Below are 18,069 nucleotides of genomic sequence, written 5' to 3'. Positions count from 1 at the left end.
CAATACCCCAACAGGCGTGCCGAAGTTGCGCATTTTTCCGCCGACAAAAGCGCGGGGCACACTCCGCCCTGACCTGCGTTTTTCGGGCGCCAACCACGCGCACCGAACCGGTGCCCGCGAGACGATTCGAACGTCCGACCTACCGCTTAGGAGGCGGTTGCTCTATCCCCTGAGCTACGCGGGCGGGGGTGGACCCCACTACCCTAGCACTGGGGTTTATCCGCCCGAAAATTAGCGCCGTTCCCAGCTTTGGGTTGGGCTGGGGCGCCGATCGCGGTGCCGGGAGGGAACGGTCATCACCGGGCAGGTGGAGTGGTGCAGCACCGTTTGCGAGGTGGACCCCAGCAGCATGCCGGCGAAGCCTCCGCGCCCACGGGTCCCGACCACGACCAGGTCCACCGCGGTGGAGAACTCGGTCAGGAGCGCGGCCGGCGATCCGTCCAGCACGTGGCGGGCCACCCACATGTCCCTCCCGTTTAGCGCCTTCTCAATCGCGGAGTTCAGACTCTCCATAATGTCGTCCAGCAGCACCTGGCGATCGACCGCCACCGGCAGCCAGGCCATTGCCCCGCCGGCCGTGGCCACCGGAATCGCTACCACCGCGGTCAGCTCTGCCTGCCAGGCAAAGGCCAGGTCCACCGCCTTGACCAGCGCGGTTGAGGCCTGGTCCGAGCCGTCAACCCCAACCACGATCCGCTCGATCGGAGTGAACGGCTTGCCGGACCTGTGCGGGGGCACCGTGACCACCGGGCACTTGGAGTGGGCCGGAACAGCCGAGGAGACCGCGCCCAGGAGCCGGTCGGCAAACCCGCCGCGCCCGCGCGAGCCGATCACGATCAGGTCGCACTCCTTGGACAGCTCAGCCAGCACAATCGAGGGGTCACCCACCAGTGCGCTCACTTCGGGGTCCACCCCCACCTGTTCCCGCACGGCCGCGGCCGCCTCGTTCGCGGCGTCCAACGCCCCCTGGTGCAGCGACTCATCGTCGACCACCGCAAACCCACCGTCCAGGGCCGCCGCACTGTAGGAAGCGGTCGGGTACGCGCACACCACCGTCAGGTGTCCATTTACCCGTTTGGCGTGCTCCCCGGCCCAAAGTGCGGCGTCAAGGGACTCTCGGGAGCCGTCGACTCCAACGACGATCTCTGTCTGGTCCATCAGATCTCCTCCAGCTAGCTCTGGTTCTATTTTGCACTGTTTTTTTTGATACGTGCGTCACAGTTGGACAACAAGGCGTGGTTGGGGGAGTTCCGGGCACTGTTTGGCCGCCCGCCCCCGGATAGCAAAACTGGCACCGATTTCTCGGTGCCAGTGTGATGCTCTGTGTCAGCCTTAGATGCGCACGAACCAGCCGCCCCCGCGAACGGGAGAGAGCTGCGAAACGTATCCGTAATCCAGAGCTTCGATCATCATTCCGTTGCCCACGTAGATGGCCACGTGACCCGGGTAGGCGACGACGTCGCCGGGCTGGGCCTCAGAGGCGGGAATCATGGTGCCGGCAGCGGCAATTCCGTCAGAGCTGTGCGGCAGGTTGACCCCAACCGCAGCAAACGCCATTTTCACCAGTCCGGAGCAGTCCACCCCGGCCATCGATTCGCCACCCCACGCGTAGGGGATCCCCAGCAGCTGGTAGGCAGCTTCCACGACCGAGGAGGCGTTCACGGAGCCGGAAGGAACGTAGACGGGTTCCTCAACCAGTTCTTCGCGTTCCTCAGAGCGGGAGACTTCCTCGACCTCTTCTTCGACGGGCTCTGCCACCTCAACCGGGGCCTTGACCGCGACGGAAACTTCGTCACCCGGATCCCAGGCCTTATCCAGGGACACGATCGTGCCCACGGACTGGTCGGTCAGGTTGACCGAAGGATCAGCAAGCTTCGGCTTCGCCTCGGATTCCAAGGTGGGGGCGGCGTTTGCTACCCCGGCCAGTCCGGCTGTGACCATGATGCCCGTGGCGGTGACGCCAGCGGCTCGACGCAGAGTAATCCGGCCAAATTCAGAGGTCTGTGTTAGGTCCACCAACGGGGTGATCGGGCGTGCAGCCAGACGATGCCGACCTACAGTTCTCGATTTTGTCACTTATTAATCTCTCCTGATTGAGCCTACGAAGTTAGCTGTCGGGTTGGGGCCGGAGCGCCCCGTCCATTCGGACTTCACCCCAAGACCTTGCGGTCGGGATTCGGTTCCTCCGTCCTGCAGCGCGTCTTTCACCATCTGAGAGGCTGCAGATTCGGCTTCTCATCAGAGGCGGCATCACCCCGGGCGGGGATCGGCTAAAAAGAACAGTAGCATCCCGTTCAAAAAAATGTCACGTTTTGGTAACTATGCTCACCGACGCCGGTCCAAAGGGCGGGAAACTAGGGCAAAGTCACGAACAGGTGGGCGGCAAAGACCGGTTCCAGCACCAGTGGTTCACGCCCACCTTCGGGCCGGTCCAGGCCGATTTGGTACCCGCTGGGCACCCGTCGGATCCAGACTTTAGCGCCGGGTCGTGCGGAAAGCTCCTCGAACTTTTTCAGCAGCCACGGCTCGGCCTGAATGGGTTCCCCAATCCGGACAATGGTCCCGGTAACCTCGTCTTTTCCTTCCAACGCCGTTTCAATATTCACCTCAGTGGCGTTGCTCACACCGCGTCCGGGGACCGGATTGCCGTACGGATCAAACTCGGGACCGGCTAGGAGGTCTTCCAGGCGATCCTCAACCGCGGCGGACATGACGTGCTCCCACCGGCAGGCTTCGTCGTGAGCCTGAGTCCAGGACAGGCCGATCACGTCGACCAGGAGCCGCTCGGCCAGGCGGTGTTTGCGCATCACTTCGACGGCAATCCCCCGGCCCTCATCGGTCAGCTCCAGGCGGCGATCGTCGCGCACGGTCACCAGGTTGTCCCGTTCCATCCGGGCGATCGTCTGGGACACGGTCGGTCCGGAATGACCCAGCCGCTCCACGATTCGGGCCCGCAGCGGCGTCACCCCATCCTCTTCCATCTCGTAGATGGTTTTGAGGTACATCTCGGTGGTGTCAATCAGATCAAAGGACGCCATCACATCTCCTCTGCACGTGGACTCGCGGGCTTCAGCCCAACTCTACCGGGCAGTTCACCCTATGGTCTTTGGCAACATTTCTGCCGCTCCCTGCCCTAACGTATTGGCATGATGACACAGGAACTTCCCCCTCGCTCCCTCTGGCCACGCGATGGGCGATTTGGTGCGGGCCCCTCAAAAGTGCGTCCAGCTCAGATTGACGAATTGGGGCAGTCAAACCTGTGGGGAACCAGCCACCGGCAGGCCGGGGTAATCGGTCTGGTCCAGTCGATTCAGCAGCAGTTGCGGGAGCTGTTTTCGGTACCCGAAGGTTACGAAATCGTTTTGGGCAACGGTGGCGCCACCGCCTTTTGGGCCACCGCCTGCGTTTCGCTGATTCGCGAGTGGGGAAACTTTGCCGTCTTTGGCGAGTTCGGCGGCAAATTTGCCGCTGACGGCCGCTCGGCCCCCTGGATGAACGCGACGGTGGACGAGGCGCCCGCCGGCGAGTTGGCCATCATGAACACCGCGCTGCCCGGCGGCCTGGGGCTCGGCCCCGACGCCTACTGCTACCCGCACAACGAGACCTCCACCGGGGTCGTCTCCCCCCTGTACCGGGCCCCGGATCCCGAGGCACTTACCCTGGTGGACGCCACCTCGATCGCGGGGGCAGCCACGGTCGACCTCAGCCTGGTCGACGCCTACTACTTCTCTTTGCAAAAATGTTTCGGGGCGGATGCGGGCCTGTGGGTCGCGATCCTCTCCCCCCGCGCGGTGGCTCGGGCCGAAGAGTTGAACCGGCTCTCGAGCCGGCCCCAGTTTGGCATCTTGAACCTGACCTCGGCGATCAGGTCGGCTCGGAAGGGCCAAACGGTCAACACCCCCGCCATCGGCACCCTCCTGCTGGTCCACAGCCAGCTCGAATGGATGCTGGCCGAGGGGGGTCTGGCGGAAATGGCCGCTCGGGCCGAGGCCGGCGCCGACGCGATCATCCGCTGGGCCGAGTCCCGCCCCTGGGCCACCCCCTTCGTCGAGGTTCCCGCCTGGCGCTCACCGGTGGTCTCCACCGTGGACCTGGCCGAGGAGATTTCGGCCGGCGAGTTGGCGGCTCGCCTGCGCCCGGCCGGGATTCAAGACATCGAGGGCTACCGCGGGCTGGGTCGAAACCAGCTGAGAATCGCCTCGTTCCCCTCCATCGACCAGGCGGACATCGACTCGGTCTTGGCCTGCATCGACTGGGCGGTCGAGCACTAGTCTCCGCGCTGCGCCTGCTGCTCGGGCGGATCGGAGAGCGGCTTCAGGGTGATCGGGTCCAGGCCGGCCCGCTCGACCGGGCCAATGGCCCGCAGACGATACGGGCTGCGATCGACCTGCAGGTGAACGTCCCAGTGGACCTTGCCCCAGACCCCGACCAGGAGGGCGACGACCACGCAGGCAATCGCCCCGATCCCCAGTGACCAGCGAGCACCGAACTGCTCGCCAATCCAGCCGACGATCGGTGCGCCGAGCGGGGTGGACCCCATGAAGATCATCATGTACAGCGACATCACCCGCCCGCGAATCTCGGGCGCGGTGGAAATTTGGACGGCCGCGTTCGCCGCCGTGATCAGCGTGAGCGAGGCCAGGCCGGTCGGGGCCGACATGACCGCAAACCAGAAGTAGCTGGGGGCCAGGGCCAGCGCCGCCTCGAACAGGCCGAAGATCAGGGCTGCCCCCACGATCAGGCGCAGGCGCGGCCGGGCCCGGCGAGCAGCAATTAGCGCCCCGGCCAGAGACCCGATCGCCATGTAGGAGCCGAGCATCCCGTACTCGCCGGCGGACTTGCCGAACACCTCGGTGGCCATCATGGCCGAAGTCATCTGGAAGTTCAGCCCAAACGCCGAGACCATCCCCATGATCACCATGATCGAGACAATGTCGGGGCGCGAGCGGACGTAGGCGAAACCTTCGCGAATCTGCCCCTTCGCGCGCGGCACCAGCGGGGGCCGGCGGAGCAGGTCTGGATTCATCAGCGCCAGTGTCAGCACCGGCATCAGGAACAGGCCCGCGTTAATTAGGAACACCGGCCCCATTCCCACCCACTCGATGATCAGGCCGGAGACGGCCGGGCCAATCAGGCGGGCGGTGTTAAAGGCAGCCGAGTTCAGACCGACCGCGTTGGCCAGCGAGGTGGGCGGGACCAGTTCGGACACGAAAGCTTGCCGGGCGGGAGAGTCGGCCGCGGAGGCGACCCCACCCGCCAGCGCAAAGCAGTAGACCATCCACAGTTCGGCCTGGTTGGTCAGCACCAGCAGGCCGAGCCCCAGACCCAGAATCCCGGTGGAGGCCTGGGTGATCTGCAGGAGGGTCCGTCGGTTAACCCGGTCTGCTAGTGCTCCCATCCAAGGTGAGAGCACTAGCAGCGGAAGGAATTGCAGAGCCGTCACGATCCCCAGTTGGGAACCGGCGCCGTCGGTCAGGACGGTCAGCACCAGCCAGTCTTGCGCCACTCGCTGCATCCAGGTCCCGGTGGACGCCACGACGTTTCCGGCGATCCACAGTCGGAAGTTGGGATATTTGAGTGAGTGGAACGTTTTTGACAATTGGCTGGGCGCCTCCCCCGACAGCTAGTGAACGGTTCTGCTCTCTATTGTAGCCCCGCCTATCCCAGCAAAAGTTGCTGGATCGGGGTCATCGCGAAGTAGACCACGAACAGTGCGGCCACCACCCACATGAGCGGGTGGATCTTCCGGGCGTGGCCCCGAGCGATCTGGATGACGGTGTAGGAGACGAAGCCCACGCCGATCCCCACGGAGATGGAGTAGGAGAAGGGCATCATCGCGATGGTCAGGAAGGCCGGCAGGGCCATTTCCTGGCGGGACCAGTCGATCTCGGTCACCTGGGTCATCATCAGGAAGCCGACGAAGACGAGGGCGGTCGAGGCGGCCTCGGCCGGAACCAGCGTCATTAGCGGAGCGAAGAACAGGGCCAGCAGGAATAGGAGCCCGGTCACGACCGAGGCCAGACCTGTGCGGGCCCCCTCACCCACCCCGGCGGTGGATTCGACGTAGGCGGTGTTGGACGAGACGCCGCCCAGGCCACCGGCCATCGCGCCGAGCGAGTCGATCATCAGGATCCGGGCCGAGTGCGGCGGGGTGCCGCTCTCATCCAGCAGGTCCCCTTCGGCTCCGACCGCCACCATTGTGCCCATGGTGTCAAAGAAGTCGGCCAGCATCAGGGAGAAGATCAGCAGGATGACGGAGAGGACACCCAGCTTCTCGAAGGCGCCGAAGAAGTCGACCTGGCCCAGGGTGCCGAACTCGGGCAGGGAAACGGGCGAGCCGTGGAACTCGGGAACGGTCCCCATCCAGCCGGTCGGGCTGTCGTCCCCGGCCCCGGGAACCTTGGCCACGGCCTGGACGATGAAGGCCAAAATGGTGGCGCCAATGATGCCGAACAGAATGGCACCCTTGACCTTGCGAACGTACAGCACGATCACCAGTAGCAGGCCGAAGATGAAGATGGCCATGGGCCACCCGGACAGGTGTCCGTCTGCGCCCAGTTGGACCGGGGTGCCGGCCCCGGCGCGGATGATGCCCGCGTTGGCCAGGCCGACAAAGGCGATGAACAGGCCGATCCCAACCGAGATCGCGCTCTTCAGCTGCTGGGGAACCGCGCGGAAGACCGCCTCGCGGAAGCCCGACAGGACCAGCACCAGGATGATCAGGCCTTCCCAGAAGATCAGGCCCATCGCTTCCTGGTAGGTCAGGCCTTCCCCGCCGACCAGCGAGAACGCAACCATGGCGTTCAGGCCCATGCCGGCAGCCATCGACATGGGGAAGTTAGCGAAAACCCCCATCGCAATGGTCAGGAGACCGGCGATGAGGGCGGTGCCGGCGGCAATAGCCGCGGTGGTAATCGGGCCGCTTTCGGGGGCGGCAGCCGAGAGGATGGATGGATTAACGACCAAAATGTAGGCCATGGCGAAGAACGTCACCAGTCCGCCGCGAACTTCGCGGCTGACGGTGGAACCCCGCTGAGAGATCTTGAAGAATCGATCTAGTGCGCCGTTGGCAGGCTGAACCTGCTTCTCTGTGTCAGTGGTACTCACTCACGTCAGTTTGCCCAGTTCGGACAAGGCTTCCAACCGAGTCCGCTATTTGGGGGGCGGTCCTACCCGATGATATAATTGCGACCCACGTTCACTGGCGAAGGTCGTCAACCGTAATCTGGAACTCGTCGATTCGTGAACTCTGCATCGGCCACTGTGGCTTCCGCTTGGTGGTGTCAGTCTCAGAGTGGGCCCCGCAGCTGTGGTCCAGGGAAACTACCCGTCCGTCATCCGGGGACCATTCGTTGGCACAAACCCCGAACACCCGTCCCAGCGAGCCGGGCAGCTTCAGCAGGAACCCGCAGGTGGCGCAGGTCTGCTTGGCGGCCGGCACCGGTCCCTGATCGGAGGCGTACCACCGGTCAGCGGCCTGCTGGATCCCGTATTCGGAGAGCACCCGCGGGCGACCCAGCCCCAGCTCTTCCACCCCGAGCTCGTCGACCAGCTCCGGGTCAGTCTGCTCCAGGTTGGTCATCAGGCGCGGGTCGTTGGCACTGTAGGGCAGCACGTCTTCGCGGGAGACGTCGCCGGGGCGAAGCCGCTCTTCCCACGGAACCCACTCGGGGGCCAGCAGGGCGCCCTCGCCGGGCAGCAGCGACACCTCGCAGACGGTCACCGTCTTGGAGCGGGGAGCCCGGGCAACCGAGACCTCCCAGTCCCAACCCGGGTAGCCGGCGTCTTGGCAGTGGAACCGGTGGGCAGCCACGCCCTTGGCCACCATTCGAGCGCCCACGTGCTCACCCACCGACTCGGGCCGGGAAATTTCCACCGCCGCCTGCCGGGCCACCTCTACCGCCTCGAGCAGCAGTTCGTCGCGTCTTACCGACCGGTCCAGTTTCGGGGCCGGTTCATTGATCTCATTCTCAGGCACTAAAGTCCTCCGCTACTGCGCGCAGAACCTTGGCAATCTTGCCCGCATTGTCTGGGTATTTGCCGCGACGCAAAGAATCTGACGACGAGTCGAGCAACCGAATTAGGTCCTCAACCACCGGCACCATTTCCTGCGGCTTGCGGCGTTGGGCGCGGGCTACCGAGGGGAGCGCCGAAAGGGCCCGCACCGAGATTGCCTGCGGGCCGCGCCGGCCGTCGGCAATTCCGTATTCGACCCGTTGACCAGGCCTGGGCGCCGGAAGATCGTCGGGCAGTGCCGAGGCGTGCAAAAACACCTCGCGCCCATCCTCGCCGCCAATAAACCCGAATCCTCGGTCGACGTCGAAAAACTTCACCTTACCGGTAGGCACGGCAACCCCATTTCTTCCGAACCGCTTTTTGGTCACAAATCCTCAGAACAAGCATAGTACCCAACGAGTACCGTGTCATTGCCGCCAACAGAAAGTTATGCTTGAAGCCAACTGATCGGAGGGGACATGAAGACCAAACACAACTGGCTGGCCCGCCTGGGTGGGGCTGCAACGGTCGGGCTGGCGACGGTGCTGCTGGGGGTGGCCGCCTCGGCCGAGCCGCCACTGGCCATCACCGACCGGGTGACCGACCCAAACGGCTTCCTGGACGCCTCCCAAACGCAGGAGGCGCACGACGCCCTGTCGGCCGCAGCCGAAGACGGATTGGCCCTCTACGCGGTGGCGGTCCCCACTTTCGACGGCCAGGACGCAACCGGGTGGTGCCTCCAAACCGGCGAGCAGTCCCACCTGGCCGGCGACTCAGTTATCTTCGCGGTCGCCTACGAACAGCGCGACGCGGCCTGGTGCACCGGCGCTGACTCCAACCAGGTCAGCGACTCCGAGTTGAACCGGGCCTTCGAAGCCGCCCGCAGCGAGCTGGGCCGGTCCAACCCGCTTCAGCCCGAAGACCTGACCGCCGCCATCGTCACCTTTGGCGAGCGAGTCAGTGCCAGCGCGAACGGCTCCAGCTCTGGCAGCAGTGTCGGCGCGCTCGTCTGGGTGGCAATCGCCATCATGATCGCGGCGGTCCTCGCGGTGGTGGTCTCATCCTCCCGTCGGGGTGCGCGCCTGCGAAAAGCGGGCCTGGGCCCCAAGGCCAGCCCCGCCGCCCAGCAAAAGCTGGTCGACGAATCCTCCCAGCAACTGCTGTACGCCGATGAGGCTCTGCGCCGAAGCGAAGACGAGCTGTCTTTTGCCACCGCCCAGTTTGGCACGCTGGAAACCAAGTCGTTGGCCACCGCAATTGAGGCGGCCAAGCCGGTGCTGCAGCAGGCTTTCGAAGTCCTGTCCCGGATGAACGACGAGCCGAACCTGGCCGCCAAAGCCCAGCTGGCCGGGCAAATTCAAGAGCTGGTCGGCCGGGTGATGCCGGCCGTGGCCACGGCCCAGAAGGTGCTGAAGGACCGGCGCGAGCGGGAACGGACCGCGGAGCAGCAGGCCGCACAGCTGAGCGAACAGATCGGTGAAGCCGACCGGCGTCTGGAGGCGGCCCGGGCCGAGCTGCAGAGCCTTCAGCAGCACTTTTCCGCCTCGTCCCTGGCTTCCATTGCCAACAATCCGGACCAGGCCGAGGCCGAGCTGACCGAGGCCCGCGAACACGTGGCCCAGGTGCAGCAGCTGGTGGCGACCGACCGGACCCGGGCGGTGCAGGAGCTGGATCTAGCGGCGACCGCCCTGGCCCAGGCCCTCCGCCTGATCGAAACGGTGACCGGAGCGCGGACGGCCCTGGAGCAGTCGGCCCAGGTGCTGACCGAGGCCATCGCCTCCATTTCGTCCGACCTGGACGACGTGGCCCGCCTCTCCGCTGACCGGGCCTCTTTTGCCCCGCTGGTGGACGAGGCCAAGGCGGCCATCGAGGCCGGGATCGCCGCTCGCTCCGGCCAGGGCGACCCGCTCTCCGCCATTGAACGCCTGCGGCTGGCCGAGGACGGCCTGGACCGGGCCCTCGCTCCCCTGCGTTCGGCCCACGACCAGTTCCAGAAGGAAACCCAAACCGCCCAGCAGCGGATCGCCGGGGCCCAAACCCTGGTCTTGCAGGCCCAGGCTCAGCTTCAGGCTCACGGTGCCTACGCCACCATGGAGCAGCGCAACAGCGTGGCCAAAGCCCAGTCGCTCCTCACCTCCGCCCAGTCGCTGCTGGAATCCAACCCCGGGCAGGCGGCCCAGCAGGCCACCCAGGCCGAGTCATTCGCCCGCAGCGCACTGGCCACGGCCCCGCAACCGGCCGGGCGACGCAGCTCCGGGATGAACATGAGCGACGTCTTCCTCTGGTCGATGATTCTGGGCAACATGGGCGGCGGACGCAGCTCCGGTGGGCACAGCTCCGGCTGGGGCGGGTCGAGCGGGTCCTCCTGGCGCGGCTCCTCCGGCGGGTTCGGAGGCGGCGGCGGCTTTAGCGGGGGCCGTGGTGGCTCCTCCGGCTTCTAGTAACCCCTATCACCCGGACCGCCGGGCAGATACGATGGACTTACCTACCTATTAAAGGAGAAACAATGGCTCAGAAAGAATCCGTATTTGGCCGGGTGTCACAGCTTCTTAAGGCCAATATCAACGCCCTGATTGACAAGGCGGAAGATCCAGCCAAAATGATTGATCAGCTGATCCGCGACTACACCAACGAAATCGTGGAGGCCGAAAAGGCCGTGGCCCAGACCATCGGTAATCTGCGCCTGGCCGAAAAGGATCACGAGGCGGACGTGGCCGCCGCCAACGACTGGGGGCAAAAGGCCCTGGCCGCCTCGAACAAGGCTGAGGAATGCCGCGCTTCGGGCGACACGGCCGGCGCCGACAAGTGGGATGGCCTGGCCAAGGTGGCCCTTGGCAAGCAGATCTCCTTTGAGCAGGAAGCCGCCACCGCCGAACCGCAGATCGCCACCCAGCAGCAGACCGTGGAGCAGCTGAAGGCCGGACTCTCCCAGATGAAGGAGCGTCTGTCCGATCTGAAGACCCGCCGCGACCAGCTGGCTGCCCGGCAAAAGACCGCCGAAGCGCAGGCGAAGGTGAACGACGCGATCAAGTCGATCAACGTCCTGGACCCGACCTCTGAGCTGGCCCGCTACGAAGAGAAGATCCGCCGGGCCGAAGCCCAGGTTCAGGGGCAGATGGAACTGGCCGGGGACTCGCTGGAGGACCAGTTTGCGGAGCTGCAGACCGACGCTTCTCAGCTGGAGGTGGAGGCCCGCCTCGCCGCGTTGAAGAAGAAGGATTAGTTTTACCCAATCGTGGGGGGCGCCTTGATCGAGGCGCCCCCCACTTTGGTTTTGACCTAATTTAGGCAGTAGAAAGGGCGGCTCCGCAGAGCCGCCCTTTCCAGTTCGATTACTTCACGTCGTCGTCGACCCAGTCGAACGTCCGGGTGACAGCCTTCTTCCAGAGGCGGTAGGTGCGTTCCACCTCAGTCTTGTCCATCTGCGGCTTCCAGCGCTTGCCCTCGGCCCAGTTGGCAATGACGTCAGCTTCCCCATCCCAGTAGCCGACCGCAATCCCGGCTGCGTAGGCGGCGCCCAGCGCGGTGGTCTCAGCCACCTGGGGAGCTACCACGTCCACGCCGAGCACGTCGGCCTGGAACTGCATCAGGGTGTTGTTTGCGATCATGCCGCCGTCAACGCGCAGCTCGGAAAGCTTGGCGCCGGAGTCAGCTTCCATGGCGTCCAGCACCTCGCGGGTCTGGAAGGCAGTTGCCTCCAGGGCCGCGCGGGCAATGTGACCACGGTTGTTGTAGCGGGTGAGGCCCACGATCGCACCGCGAGCATCATCCTTCCAGTACGGGGCGAAGAGGCCGGAGAAAGCGGGGACGATGTAGACGCCACCGTTGTCCTCCACCGTCAGGGCCACCTCTTCGATTTCCGGAGCGGACTCGATCAGCTTCAGGTTGTCCCGGACCCACTGAATCAGCGAGCCGGCCACCGCGATCGAACCTTCCAGCGCGTAGACGGCCTTCTGGTCGCCAATCTTGTAGCAGAGGGTGGTCAGCAGCCCGTTATCGGAGAAGACCACCTCTTCGCCGGTGTTCATCAGCATGAAGCAGCCGGTTCCGTAGGTGTTCTTCGCCATCCCGGGGGTGAAGCAGGCCTGGCCGAAGGTGGCCGCCTGCTGGTCGCCCAGGATGCCGGCGATCGGGGTGTCGATCAGCAGGCCCTGCTTGCGCCCGTAGCCGTAAACCTCCGAGGAGGAGCGAATCTCCGGCAGCATCGACATCGGAATGCCGAAGTCCGCGCAGATTTCCGGATCCCACTGCAGGGTCTTCAGGTCCATCAGCATGGTCCGCGACGCGTTGGTGACGTCGGTGGCGTGAACGCCGCCGTCGACCCCACCGGTCATGTTCCACAGGACCCAGGCATCGGTGTTGCCGAACAGGAGGTCTCCCGCCTCGGCCTTTTCCCGCGCCCCTTCCACGTTGTCGAGGATCCACTTGACCTTCGGCCCGGAGAAGTAGGTGGCAAGGCTCAGGCCCACCTTGGACCGGTAGCGATCCATACCCTGGTCACCGGCCAGTTCACGGATGATCTTGCTGGTACGGGTGTCCTGCCAAACAATGGCGTTGTAGACGGGCAAACCGGTGGTCTTGTCCCAGACGACTGCGGTTTCACGCTGATTCGTGATCCCGACGGCCGCCAGCGAGTGCCGGTTGATCTCCGCCTTCTGCAGCGCATCAGCTACGACGGCGCGCACAGACTCCCAAATTTCAATGGGATCGTGTTCCACCCAACCGGGGTTCGGGAAGATCTGCTCGAACTCTTGCTGTCCGACGGATACGATCTCACCCGAGTGGTTGAAGATGATCGCGCGCGACGAGGTTGTGCCCTGGTCGATTGCGAGAACATATTTCTCTTCAGACATGTTTTTCCTTACTCACCTTTCACTTCGTTGTGTGCTACAGCGGCCAGAAGTCCAGGGAGGACAGGCTGAGGGCGTAGGTCACGACCACAGCGACAACCGCACCGATGATGGGGCCGACGACCGGCACCCAGGAGTAGCCCCAGTCGGAGTCGCCCTTGCCCTTGATCGGCAGCACAGCGTGCGCGATGCGGGGGCCGAGGTCACGAGCCGGGTTGATGGCGTAGCCGGTCGGCCCACCGAGAGAGGCGCCAATACCGACGATGACCAGAGCAACCGCCAGCGGTCCGACCGCAGTCGGGGTGCCCCCGGCGACCAGGACGAAGACGATCAGGATGAAGGTACCGACGGCCTCAGTGACGAGGTTCCAACCGTAGGAACGGACTTCCGGTCCGGTCGAGAAGACGCCGAGCTTGTGCGCGGCCGGAGCATCCTCATCGAACTGCTTCTTGTAGGCCAGGTACATGATGATGGCGCCGATGAAGGCACCGAGGAACTGGGCTACCAGGTAAAGGGCAATGTTGCTGGCGGTGGCCGGGACCGCGAACTCGGAACCCATCGGCTGACCGTTGAGGGTGACGTTCGGGTCGTAGAAGGTTGCCACCCACTTGGCAATGGTTACGGCGGGGTTCAGGTGACCGCCGGTCTTCCAAGCGCCGTAGACACCGACAAAGACCGCGAGGCCCCAGCCAAAGTTGACCATGAGGAAGCCGGTGTCCTTGCCCTTATCCTTGGGGAGCAGGTTGTTGGCCACCACGCCTGTACCGAGGATGATCAGCAGCATCGTGCCGAAAAACTCGGATGCAAAAATCTCAAATGCATTCACTGTGTTTTGTTCTCCTTACGCGCTACATCGCGCTGTGGTCTGGTGGCACCGCGATCAGCTACGACTCACGATGCCACCTCCTGAGGGTGGGGCCGACCGGAAGAGGATGGTCGACCCCGGTTTACTTCGGGTGATACTAGACGTCCAACATTGGGCGAATCGGTTCCACCTCGTCGCGAACTGCCTGCGCCGCAGACTCATCGGTAATGAGTTCTGCTTCCCGGACCGCCTCGCATGCGCGGCGGTACAGGTCCATTTCGCGTTCCTTGGTGTCCTCGTCCCAACCCAAATAGTGGCCCATGATATCTGCAACTTCGGGCATTGCTGCCAGCCCCGCATCACGGTGCTCGTAAACGAGCCGAATCCGGTGCAGCAGAATGTCTTCCAGGTGCAGCGCCCCTTCGTGGGTCACCCCAAAGGCCACTTCAGCCCGCAAATACTCGGGTGCCTCAGCCAATGGTTCTCCCAGATCGGGGGTGTCTTTGATCATATCGAAGATCACATCGATATTGTTTCCATAGCGGTCCAGCATGTCTTCGATATGGTCGACGCTCAGCCCGGTTTCCCTGGCCATCGCCTCGCGTCGCGCCCACAGGGCCCGGTATCCATCCGCCCCTTCCAGCGGAGTCTTCCCGGTGACGCACGGCTGCTTTGCCGCCCGCTCTTTGCCCAGCATGAAGTCGACCGCATCCTCCGCCATCTGGCGGTAGGAGGTGAGCTTGCCACCCGCGATCACGGTCAGGCCGGGGGCCGCCTCGGTCACGGTGTGCTCCCGCGAGACCTTGGTCGACTTGGCCGCGTCCCCGTCGAGGGTGCCCGGCTGCAGCAGCGGCCGCAGCCCGGCGTAGGTGCCGATGATGTCGTCCTTGGTCAGCGGGTCCTTCAGCACCGAGTTGGCGTGCTCCAGCAGGTACTCGATGTCGGCCTCATCCGCGACTGGGTTCAGCAGGCTCTCGTGGTACTTGGTGTCGGTGGTGCCGATGATCCAGTACCGCTTCCAAGGAATGATGAACAGAACCGACTTCTCGGTCCGCAGGAACAGGCCCACTTCGGACTTGATCCGATCCTTGGGGATGACCAGGTGGATCCCCTTGGAAGCCAGCACTTTCAGGCCGCCGGTGGTGCCGGCCAGCGCCTGCGTCTTTTCGGTCCAGACGCCGGTCGCGTTGATGATGGCCTTGGTCTTGATCGTGTAGCGCTCGCCGGTTTCCAGATCCTCAACCACCGCACCGTTGACCCGGCCGCGGTTGTCCTTCAGGATCTCAATTAGCTGGGTGCGGCTGGCTGCCTTGGCCCCGTAGCGAACCGCAGTCCGGACCAGGGTGATCACCAGGCGGGAGTCGTCCACCCGGGCATCGTAGTAGACGATGGAGCCGTTCAGGGCGTCATCCTTCAGCGCCGGGCACAGCTTCAGCGAGCCCTTCTTGGTGTGGTGCCGCTGGATCGGAACGGCACCCGGATGGGCTGCCTGCGCGATGGCGTCGTACATTCCGACACCCACGGCCGAGTAGGTGCGCTCCACTACCGGGATCTTCAGCGGCCACAGCAGCGGCTGGGCCTTGACCAGGTGGGGGGCGTTTTGGATCAGCAGGAGTCCGCGCTCACGCAGGGACTCGTGGACCAGCTTGAAGTCCAGCTGATAAAGGTAGCGAAGCCCGCCGTGAATGAGCTTGGATGAGCGCGACGAGGTTCCCGAGGACCAGTCTTGGGCCTCGATGATGCCGACGTTCAGGCCGCGGGTGGCCGCATCGACGGCAATACCTGCGCCGGTGACCCCACCCCCGATTACCAGGACATCGAGCTCTTCGCCATTCGCCATTTCCGCTAGCGCTGCTGCACGTGATTCCTTGGATAACACTGGCGTTGCCACTTTGTCTCCTTCGACTGCCGATGATGACCTATGTGAAAAGTATCTATGCTTTGCACGCCGTTGCGTAGCGGTTGCACATCCGTTCATGGCAGACTTGATCCCGTGAACGTGCGTGATGAACTGGCCCAAGAGGCCGCCACCCTCTACTACCTCCAGGATCAAAAAATGGAGTCGATCGCCTCCAAGCTGGGGGTCTCTCGCTCCACCGTCTCCCGCCTACTCAGTTACGCGCGCGAGGTCGGCCTGGTGCGCATTTCGATCACCGCTCCGCCCGGCACCAGCGACACCCTGGCGCAAAAGTTCGAGGAGACCTTCGGGGTACACACCTGGGTGGTCCCGGTCGGATCGGCCGACACCGACCTGAATCGGCTCCACAACGTCTCGGCGGTGGCGGCCGAGCGCCTGATCAACATGCTGTTCCCCGGGGCGACGCTCGGGATCGCCTGGGGCAACACCACCTCGATGATCGCGCAGAACATTCCGCGGGTGGACCTGCCGGGGCTGACGGTGGTTCAGCTGAACGGCGCCTCGAACGCGGCCGAGTCGGGCCTGCCCTACGCCCAGGCGATCATCACCCAGGCCGCCCAAGCCCTCGGGGCGAAAATGGTCAACTTCCCGGTGCCCGCGTTTTTCGACTTCGCCTCGACCAAAGAAGCCATGTGGCGCGAACGGTCGATCCAGCAGGTGCTGCAGACCATCGACTCCTGCGACGTGGCCCTGTTCGGGGTTGGCTCCCTCGACGGGTCCATTCCCAGCCACGTCTACTCCGGCGGTTTCCTGGACCAGAAGGAGCTGGACCAGGCTCGGCGCGACGGCGTCGTCGGCGACGTCTGCACGGTGCTGCTGCGCCGGGACGGCTCGACCGATATGAAGTTGAACGCACGCGCCTCCGGCCCCACCCCAGCCCAACTTCAGAAGATCCCCCGGCGCCTGTGCGTGGCCGCGGGCGATTCGAAGGCGCTGCCCCTGGTCGGGGCGCTCCGCTCCGGCGTCGCCACCGACCTGGTGATCGATTCCTCCTTGGCGCGGGTGGTGCTGAACCAGTTACGCTTGGAACGCCGACCCGCAAGGAGAATCGTTCAGTGACCCAGCAGCCGCCCCTCTTTCCCCTCCCGGAAGGGGCGCTTCGTCCCCAGGCCCGGGTGATCGTCCTGACCGGCCCGTCGGGGTCGGGGAAGACTTCGCTGACCAATCGCCTCGGGTTTCCCTCCCTCTCTCTGGACAACTTCTATCGCAACGATGACGAGGAGGGGATGCCCCGCCTGGCCGGGGGGCTGATCGACTGGGACGACCCGGCGTCGTGGGCGCAGGACGAGGCGATGGAGGCCCTGAGCACCCTGTGTTTGACCGGTCGGGCGCGGGTTCCGATTTACAACATCCCCACCAATCAGCGCACCGGGATGGAACAGTTTGACCTGGGTGGTCAGCAGGTGGTGATCGTCGAGGGGATTTTCGCCTCTCTGCTGGTGGAGCCGCTGCGCCAGGAGGGCCTGCTGCTGGGGGCGGTCTGCATCGCCCGCTCCCCGATGCGGAACGCCTGGTTCCGGCTCGCCCGCGACCTGGGGGAAGCCCGGAAGCCGGTGCCGGTCCTGCTGTGGCGCGGCTTCAAGCTGGCTTTGTCAGAGCCCAAGCAGGTGCAGCGCTGGATCGGTCACGGCTGCGAGCCGGCTAAGTCACTGGGCGCGGCCGACCGGCGCATTCGGGAGATTGTCGCCTCGGCTCACATTCCCCCGCCCCCGATTTAGGCGTACAGGCCGCCGTCCACGCGCAGCGACTGCCCGGTCAGGTAGCGGGCCTCGTCGGAGGCAAAGAAGGCCACTGCCGCCGCAAGTTCGGCCGGTTTTCCGAGGCGGCCGTAGGGAATTGAGCGCTCTCGCTCGGCCCTAATTTGGGCGGTGGTTTGCCCCGACTGGGCGGCAGCTGCCTCGTCCAGGGCCGCCACCCGAGCAGTGGAAATCAGCCCCGGCTCGACAATATTGACCGTCACCCCGGTGGCGGCCACCTCGCGGGCCAGGGCCCCCAGGTAGCGCTGCAGGCCGGCGCGTCCGATGGCGGACAGCGACAGGGTGGTGGAAGCCTGCTCCATCGTGTAGGAGCCGATCGCGATGATTCGCCCCCACCCGCGTTCCTTCATTCCAGGCAGAACCTGTCCGACCAGGTCGACGTGGGGGGCGATCAGGCTGCGGGCCGCCTCGACCACATCTACTGGCTGCAGTTCCTCAGATCCGCCCGGGCGCGGGCCCGGACCGTTCAGCAAAATGATGTCGATCGGACCCAGTGCCGCCACCGCCTGCGCGAGGGCCTCCCGGCGGGAGTCCGCGTCCAGCAGGTCGCATCCCAGCCCGATCGCGTCCACCTGGTAATCCTGGCGAATCCGCTCGGCCTCACGGGCGGCCACGTCGGCGCGGCGCCCGGTGACAGCCACGTTGACCCCTTCGGCCGCCAGGGCGTCGGCCACCGCCAGCCCAATTCCGCCGGTAGAGGCACAGACAAAGGCGTTTCGGCCCAAGATTCCTAGGTCCACGGGA

General features: G+C 64.8%; 16 protein-coding genes, 1 tRNA gene and 1 riboswitch. Of the genes, 5 read left to right on the top strand and 12 right to left on the bottom strand.

Annotated features, from left to right (window positions below):
* Window positions 1-111 precede the first annotated feature (111 nt).
* The 4 genes from SAC06_RS01715 to SAC06_RS01700 all read right to left on the bottom strand — a co-directional run bounded on the left by SAC06_RS01715 (window position 112) and on the right by SAC06_RS01700 (window position 3,038).
* Window positions 112-184 (bottom strand) — tRNA-Arg (locus SAC06_RS01715).
* Between the two features lie 47 nt (window positions 185-231).
* On the bottom strand, window positions 232-1,158 hold the full coding sequence (locus SAC06_RS01710; RefSeq protein WP_350258495.1) for a universal stress protein: 927 nt from the start codon (window positions 1,156-1,158) through the stop codon (window positions 232-234).
* A 174-nt stretch (window positions 1,159-1,332) separates the two neighbouring features.
* Entirely contained in the window at window positions 1,333-2,016 is a 684-nt protein-coding gene (locus SAC06_RS01705) for a C40 family peptidase (protein WP_350258494.1), read from the bottom strand.
* Window positions 2,017-2,081: 65 nt separating this feature from the next.
* Window positions 2,082-2,243: riboswitch (cyclic di-AMP (ydaO/yuaA leader) on the bottom strand.
* A 111-nt stretch (window positions 2,244-2,354) separates the two neighbouring features.
* Entirely contained in the window at window positions 2,355-3,038 is a 684-nt protein-coding gene (locus SAC06_RS01700) for a metal-dependent transcriptional regulator (RefSeq protein ID WP_350258493.1), read from the bottom strand.
* Window positions 3,039-3,242: 204 nt separating this feature from the next.
* On the opposite strand from SAC06_RS01700, the gene SAC06_RS01695 reads away from it, so the two are divergent.
* Window positions 3,243-4,271 carry an aminotransferase class V-fold PLP-dependent enzyme gene (locus SAC06_RS01695; protein WP_350258492.1) on the top strand — a complete coding sequence of 343 codons (1,029 nt, stop codon included), beginning with the start codon at window positions 3,243-3,245 and terminating at the stop codon, window positions 4,269-4,271.
* Here SAC06_RS01695 and SAC06_RS01690 read toward each other — a convergent pair.
* The 4 genes from SAC06_RS01690 to SAC06_RS01675 form a co-directional block, all read right to left on the bottom strand.
* Window positions 4,268-5,599, bottom strand: a complete 1,332-nt coding sequence (locus SAC06_RS01690) for an MFS transporter (RefSeq protein WP_350258491.1) — start codon at window positions 5,597-5,599, stop codon at window positions 4,268-4,270. The two genes, SAC06_RS01695 and SAC06_RS01690, sit on opposite strands and share 4 nt — an antisense overlap.
* A gap of 59 nt (window positions 5,600-5,658) precedes the next feature.
* Window positions 5,659-7,107, bottom strand: coding sequence for an NCS2 family permease (locus tag SAC06_RS01685; protein ID WP_350258490.1), 1,449 nt, complete (start codon window positions 7,105-7,107; stop codon window positions 5,659-5,661).
* A 91-nt stretch (window positions 7,108-7,198) separates the two neighbouring features.
* The gene (locus SAC06_RS01680; RefSeq protein WP_350258489.1) at window positions 7,199-7,978 is read right to left on the bottom strand and encodes a DUF3027 domain-containing protein; all 780 of its coding nucleotides are present in this window, start codon (window positions 7,976-7,978) and stop codon (window positions 7,199-7,201) included.
* Window positions 7,971-8,348: a cold shock domain-containing protein gene (locus tag SAC06_RS01675; RefSeq protein ID WP_350258488.1), complete on the bottom strand. Its 378-nt coding sequence runs from the start codon at window positions 8,346-8,348 to the stop codon at window positions 7,971-7,973. The genes SAC06_RS01680 and SAC06_RS01675 overlap by 8 nt, the downstream gene beginning before the upstream one ends.
* A 126-nt stretch (window positions 8,349-8,474) precedes the next feature.
* Here SAC06_RS01675 and SAC06_RS01670 point away from each other — a divergent pair, with 126 nt between their 5' ends.
* Both SAC06_RS01670 and SAC06_RS01665 read left to right on the top strand, forming a co-directional pair.
* Complete coding sequence (locus SAC06_RS01670) at window positions 8,475-10,436, top strand: TPM domain-containing protein (protein ID WP_350258487.1); 1,962 nt, start codon at window positions 8,475-8,477, stop codon at window positions 10,434-10,436.
* Between the two features lie 65 nt (window positions 10,437-10,501).
* Entirely contained in the window at window positions 10,502-11,218 is a 717-nt protein-coding gene (locus SAC06_RS01665) for a PspA/IM30 family protein (RefSeq protein ID WP_350258486.1), read from the top strand.
* Window positions 11,219-11,327: 109 nt separating this feature from the next.
* On the opposite strand, the gene glpK is transcribed toward SAC06_RS01665, so the two are convergent.
* The 3 genes from glpK to SAC06_RS01650 form a co-directional block, all read right to left on the bottom strand.
* Complete coding sequence (gene glpK, locus SAC06_RS01660) at window positions 11,328-12,848, bottom strand: glycerol kinase GlpK (RefSeq protein WP_350258485.1); 1,521 nt, start codon at window positions 12,846-12,848, stop codon at window positions 11,328-11,330.
* A 34-nt stretch (window positions 12,849-12,882) separates the two neighbouring features.
* Window positions 12,883-13,671, bottom strand: a complete 789-nt coding sequence (locus SAC06_RS01655) for an MIP/aquaporin family protein (RefSeq protein WP_350258484.1) — start codon at window positions 13,669-13,671, stop codon at window positions 12,883-12,885.
* A 136-nt stretch (window positions 13,672-13,807) separates the two neighbouring features.
* Window positions 13,808-15,490, bottom strand: coding sequence for a glycerol-3-phosphate dehydrogenase/oxidase (locus tag SAC06_RS01650; protein ID WP_350258483.1), 1,683 nt, complete (start codon window positions 15,488-15,490; stop codon window positions 13,808-13,810).
* A gap of 153 nt (window positions 15,491-15,643) precedes the next feature.
* Here SAC06_RS01650 and SAC06_RS01645 point away from each other — a divergent pair, with 153 nt between their 5' ends.
* Both SAC06_RS01645 and SAC06_RS01640 read left to right on the top strand, forming a co-directional pair.
* On the top strand, window positions 15,644-16,627 hold the full coding sequence (locus SAC06_RS01645; protein WP_350258482.1) for a sugar-binding transcriptional regulator: 984 nt from the start codon (window positions 15,644-15,646) through the stop codon (window positions 16,625-16,627).
* Complete coding sequence (locus tag SAC06_RS01640) at window positions 16,624-17,286, top strand: ATP-binding protein (protein WP_350258481.1); 663 nt, start codon at window positions 16,624-16,626, stop codon at window positions 17,284-17,286. Before SAC06_RS01645 ends, SAC06_RS01640 begins: the two co-directional genes overlap by 4 nt.
* Here SAC06_RS01640 and SAC06_RS01635 read toward each other — a convergent pair.
* On the bottom strand, window positions 17,283-18,065 hold the full coding sequence (locus tag SAC06_RS01635; RefSeq protein WP_350258480.1) for an SDR family oxidoreductase: 783 nt from the start codon (window positions 18,063-18,065) through the stop codon (window positions 17,283-17,285). The genes SAC06_RS01640 and SAC06_RS01635 overlap by 4 nt on opposite strands.
* Window positions 18,066-18,069 lie beyond the last annotated feature (4 nt).

This window comes from Scrofimicrobium sp. R131, from assembly GCF_040256745.1.
Lineage (GTDB): Bacteria > Actinomycetota > Actinomycetes > Actinomycetales > Actinomycetaceae > Scrofimicrobium > Scrofimicrobium appendicitidis.
This window is presented reverse-complemented; position numbering and strand designations above follow the sequence as displayed.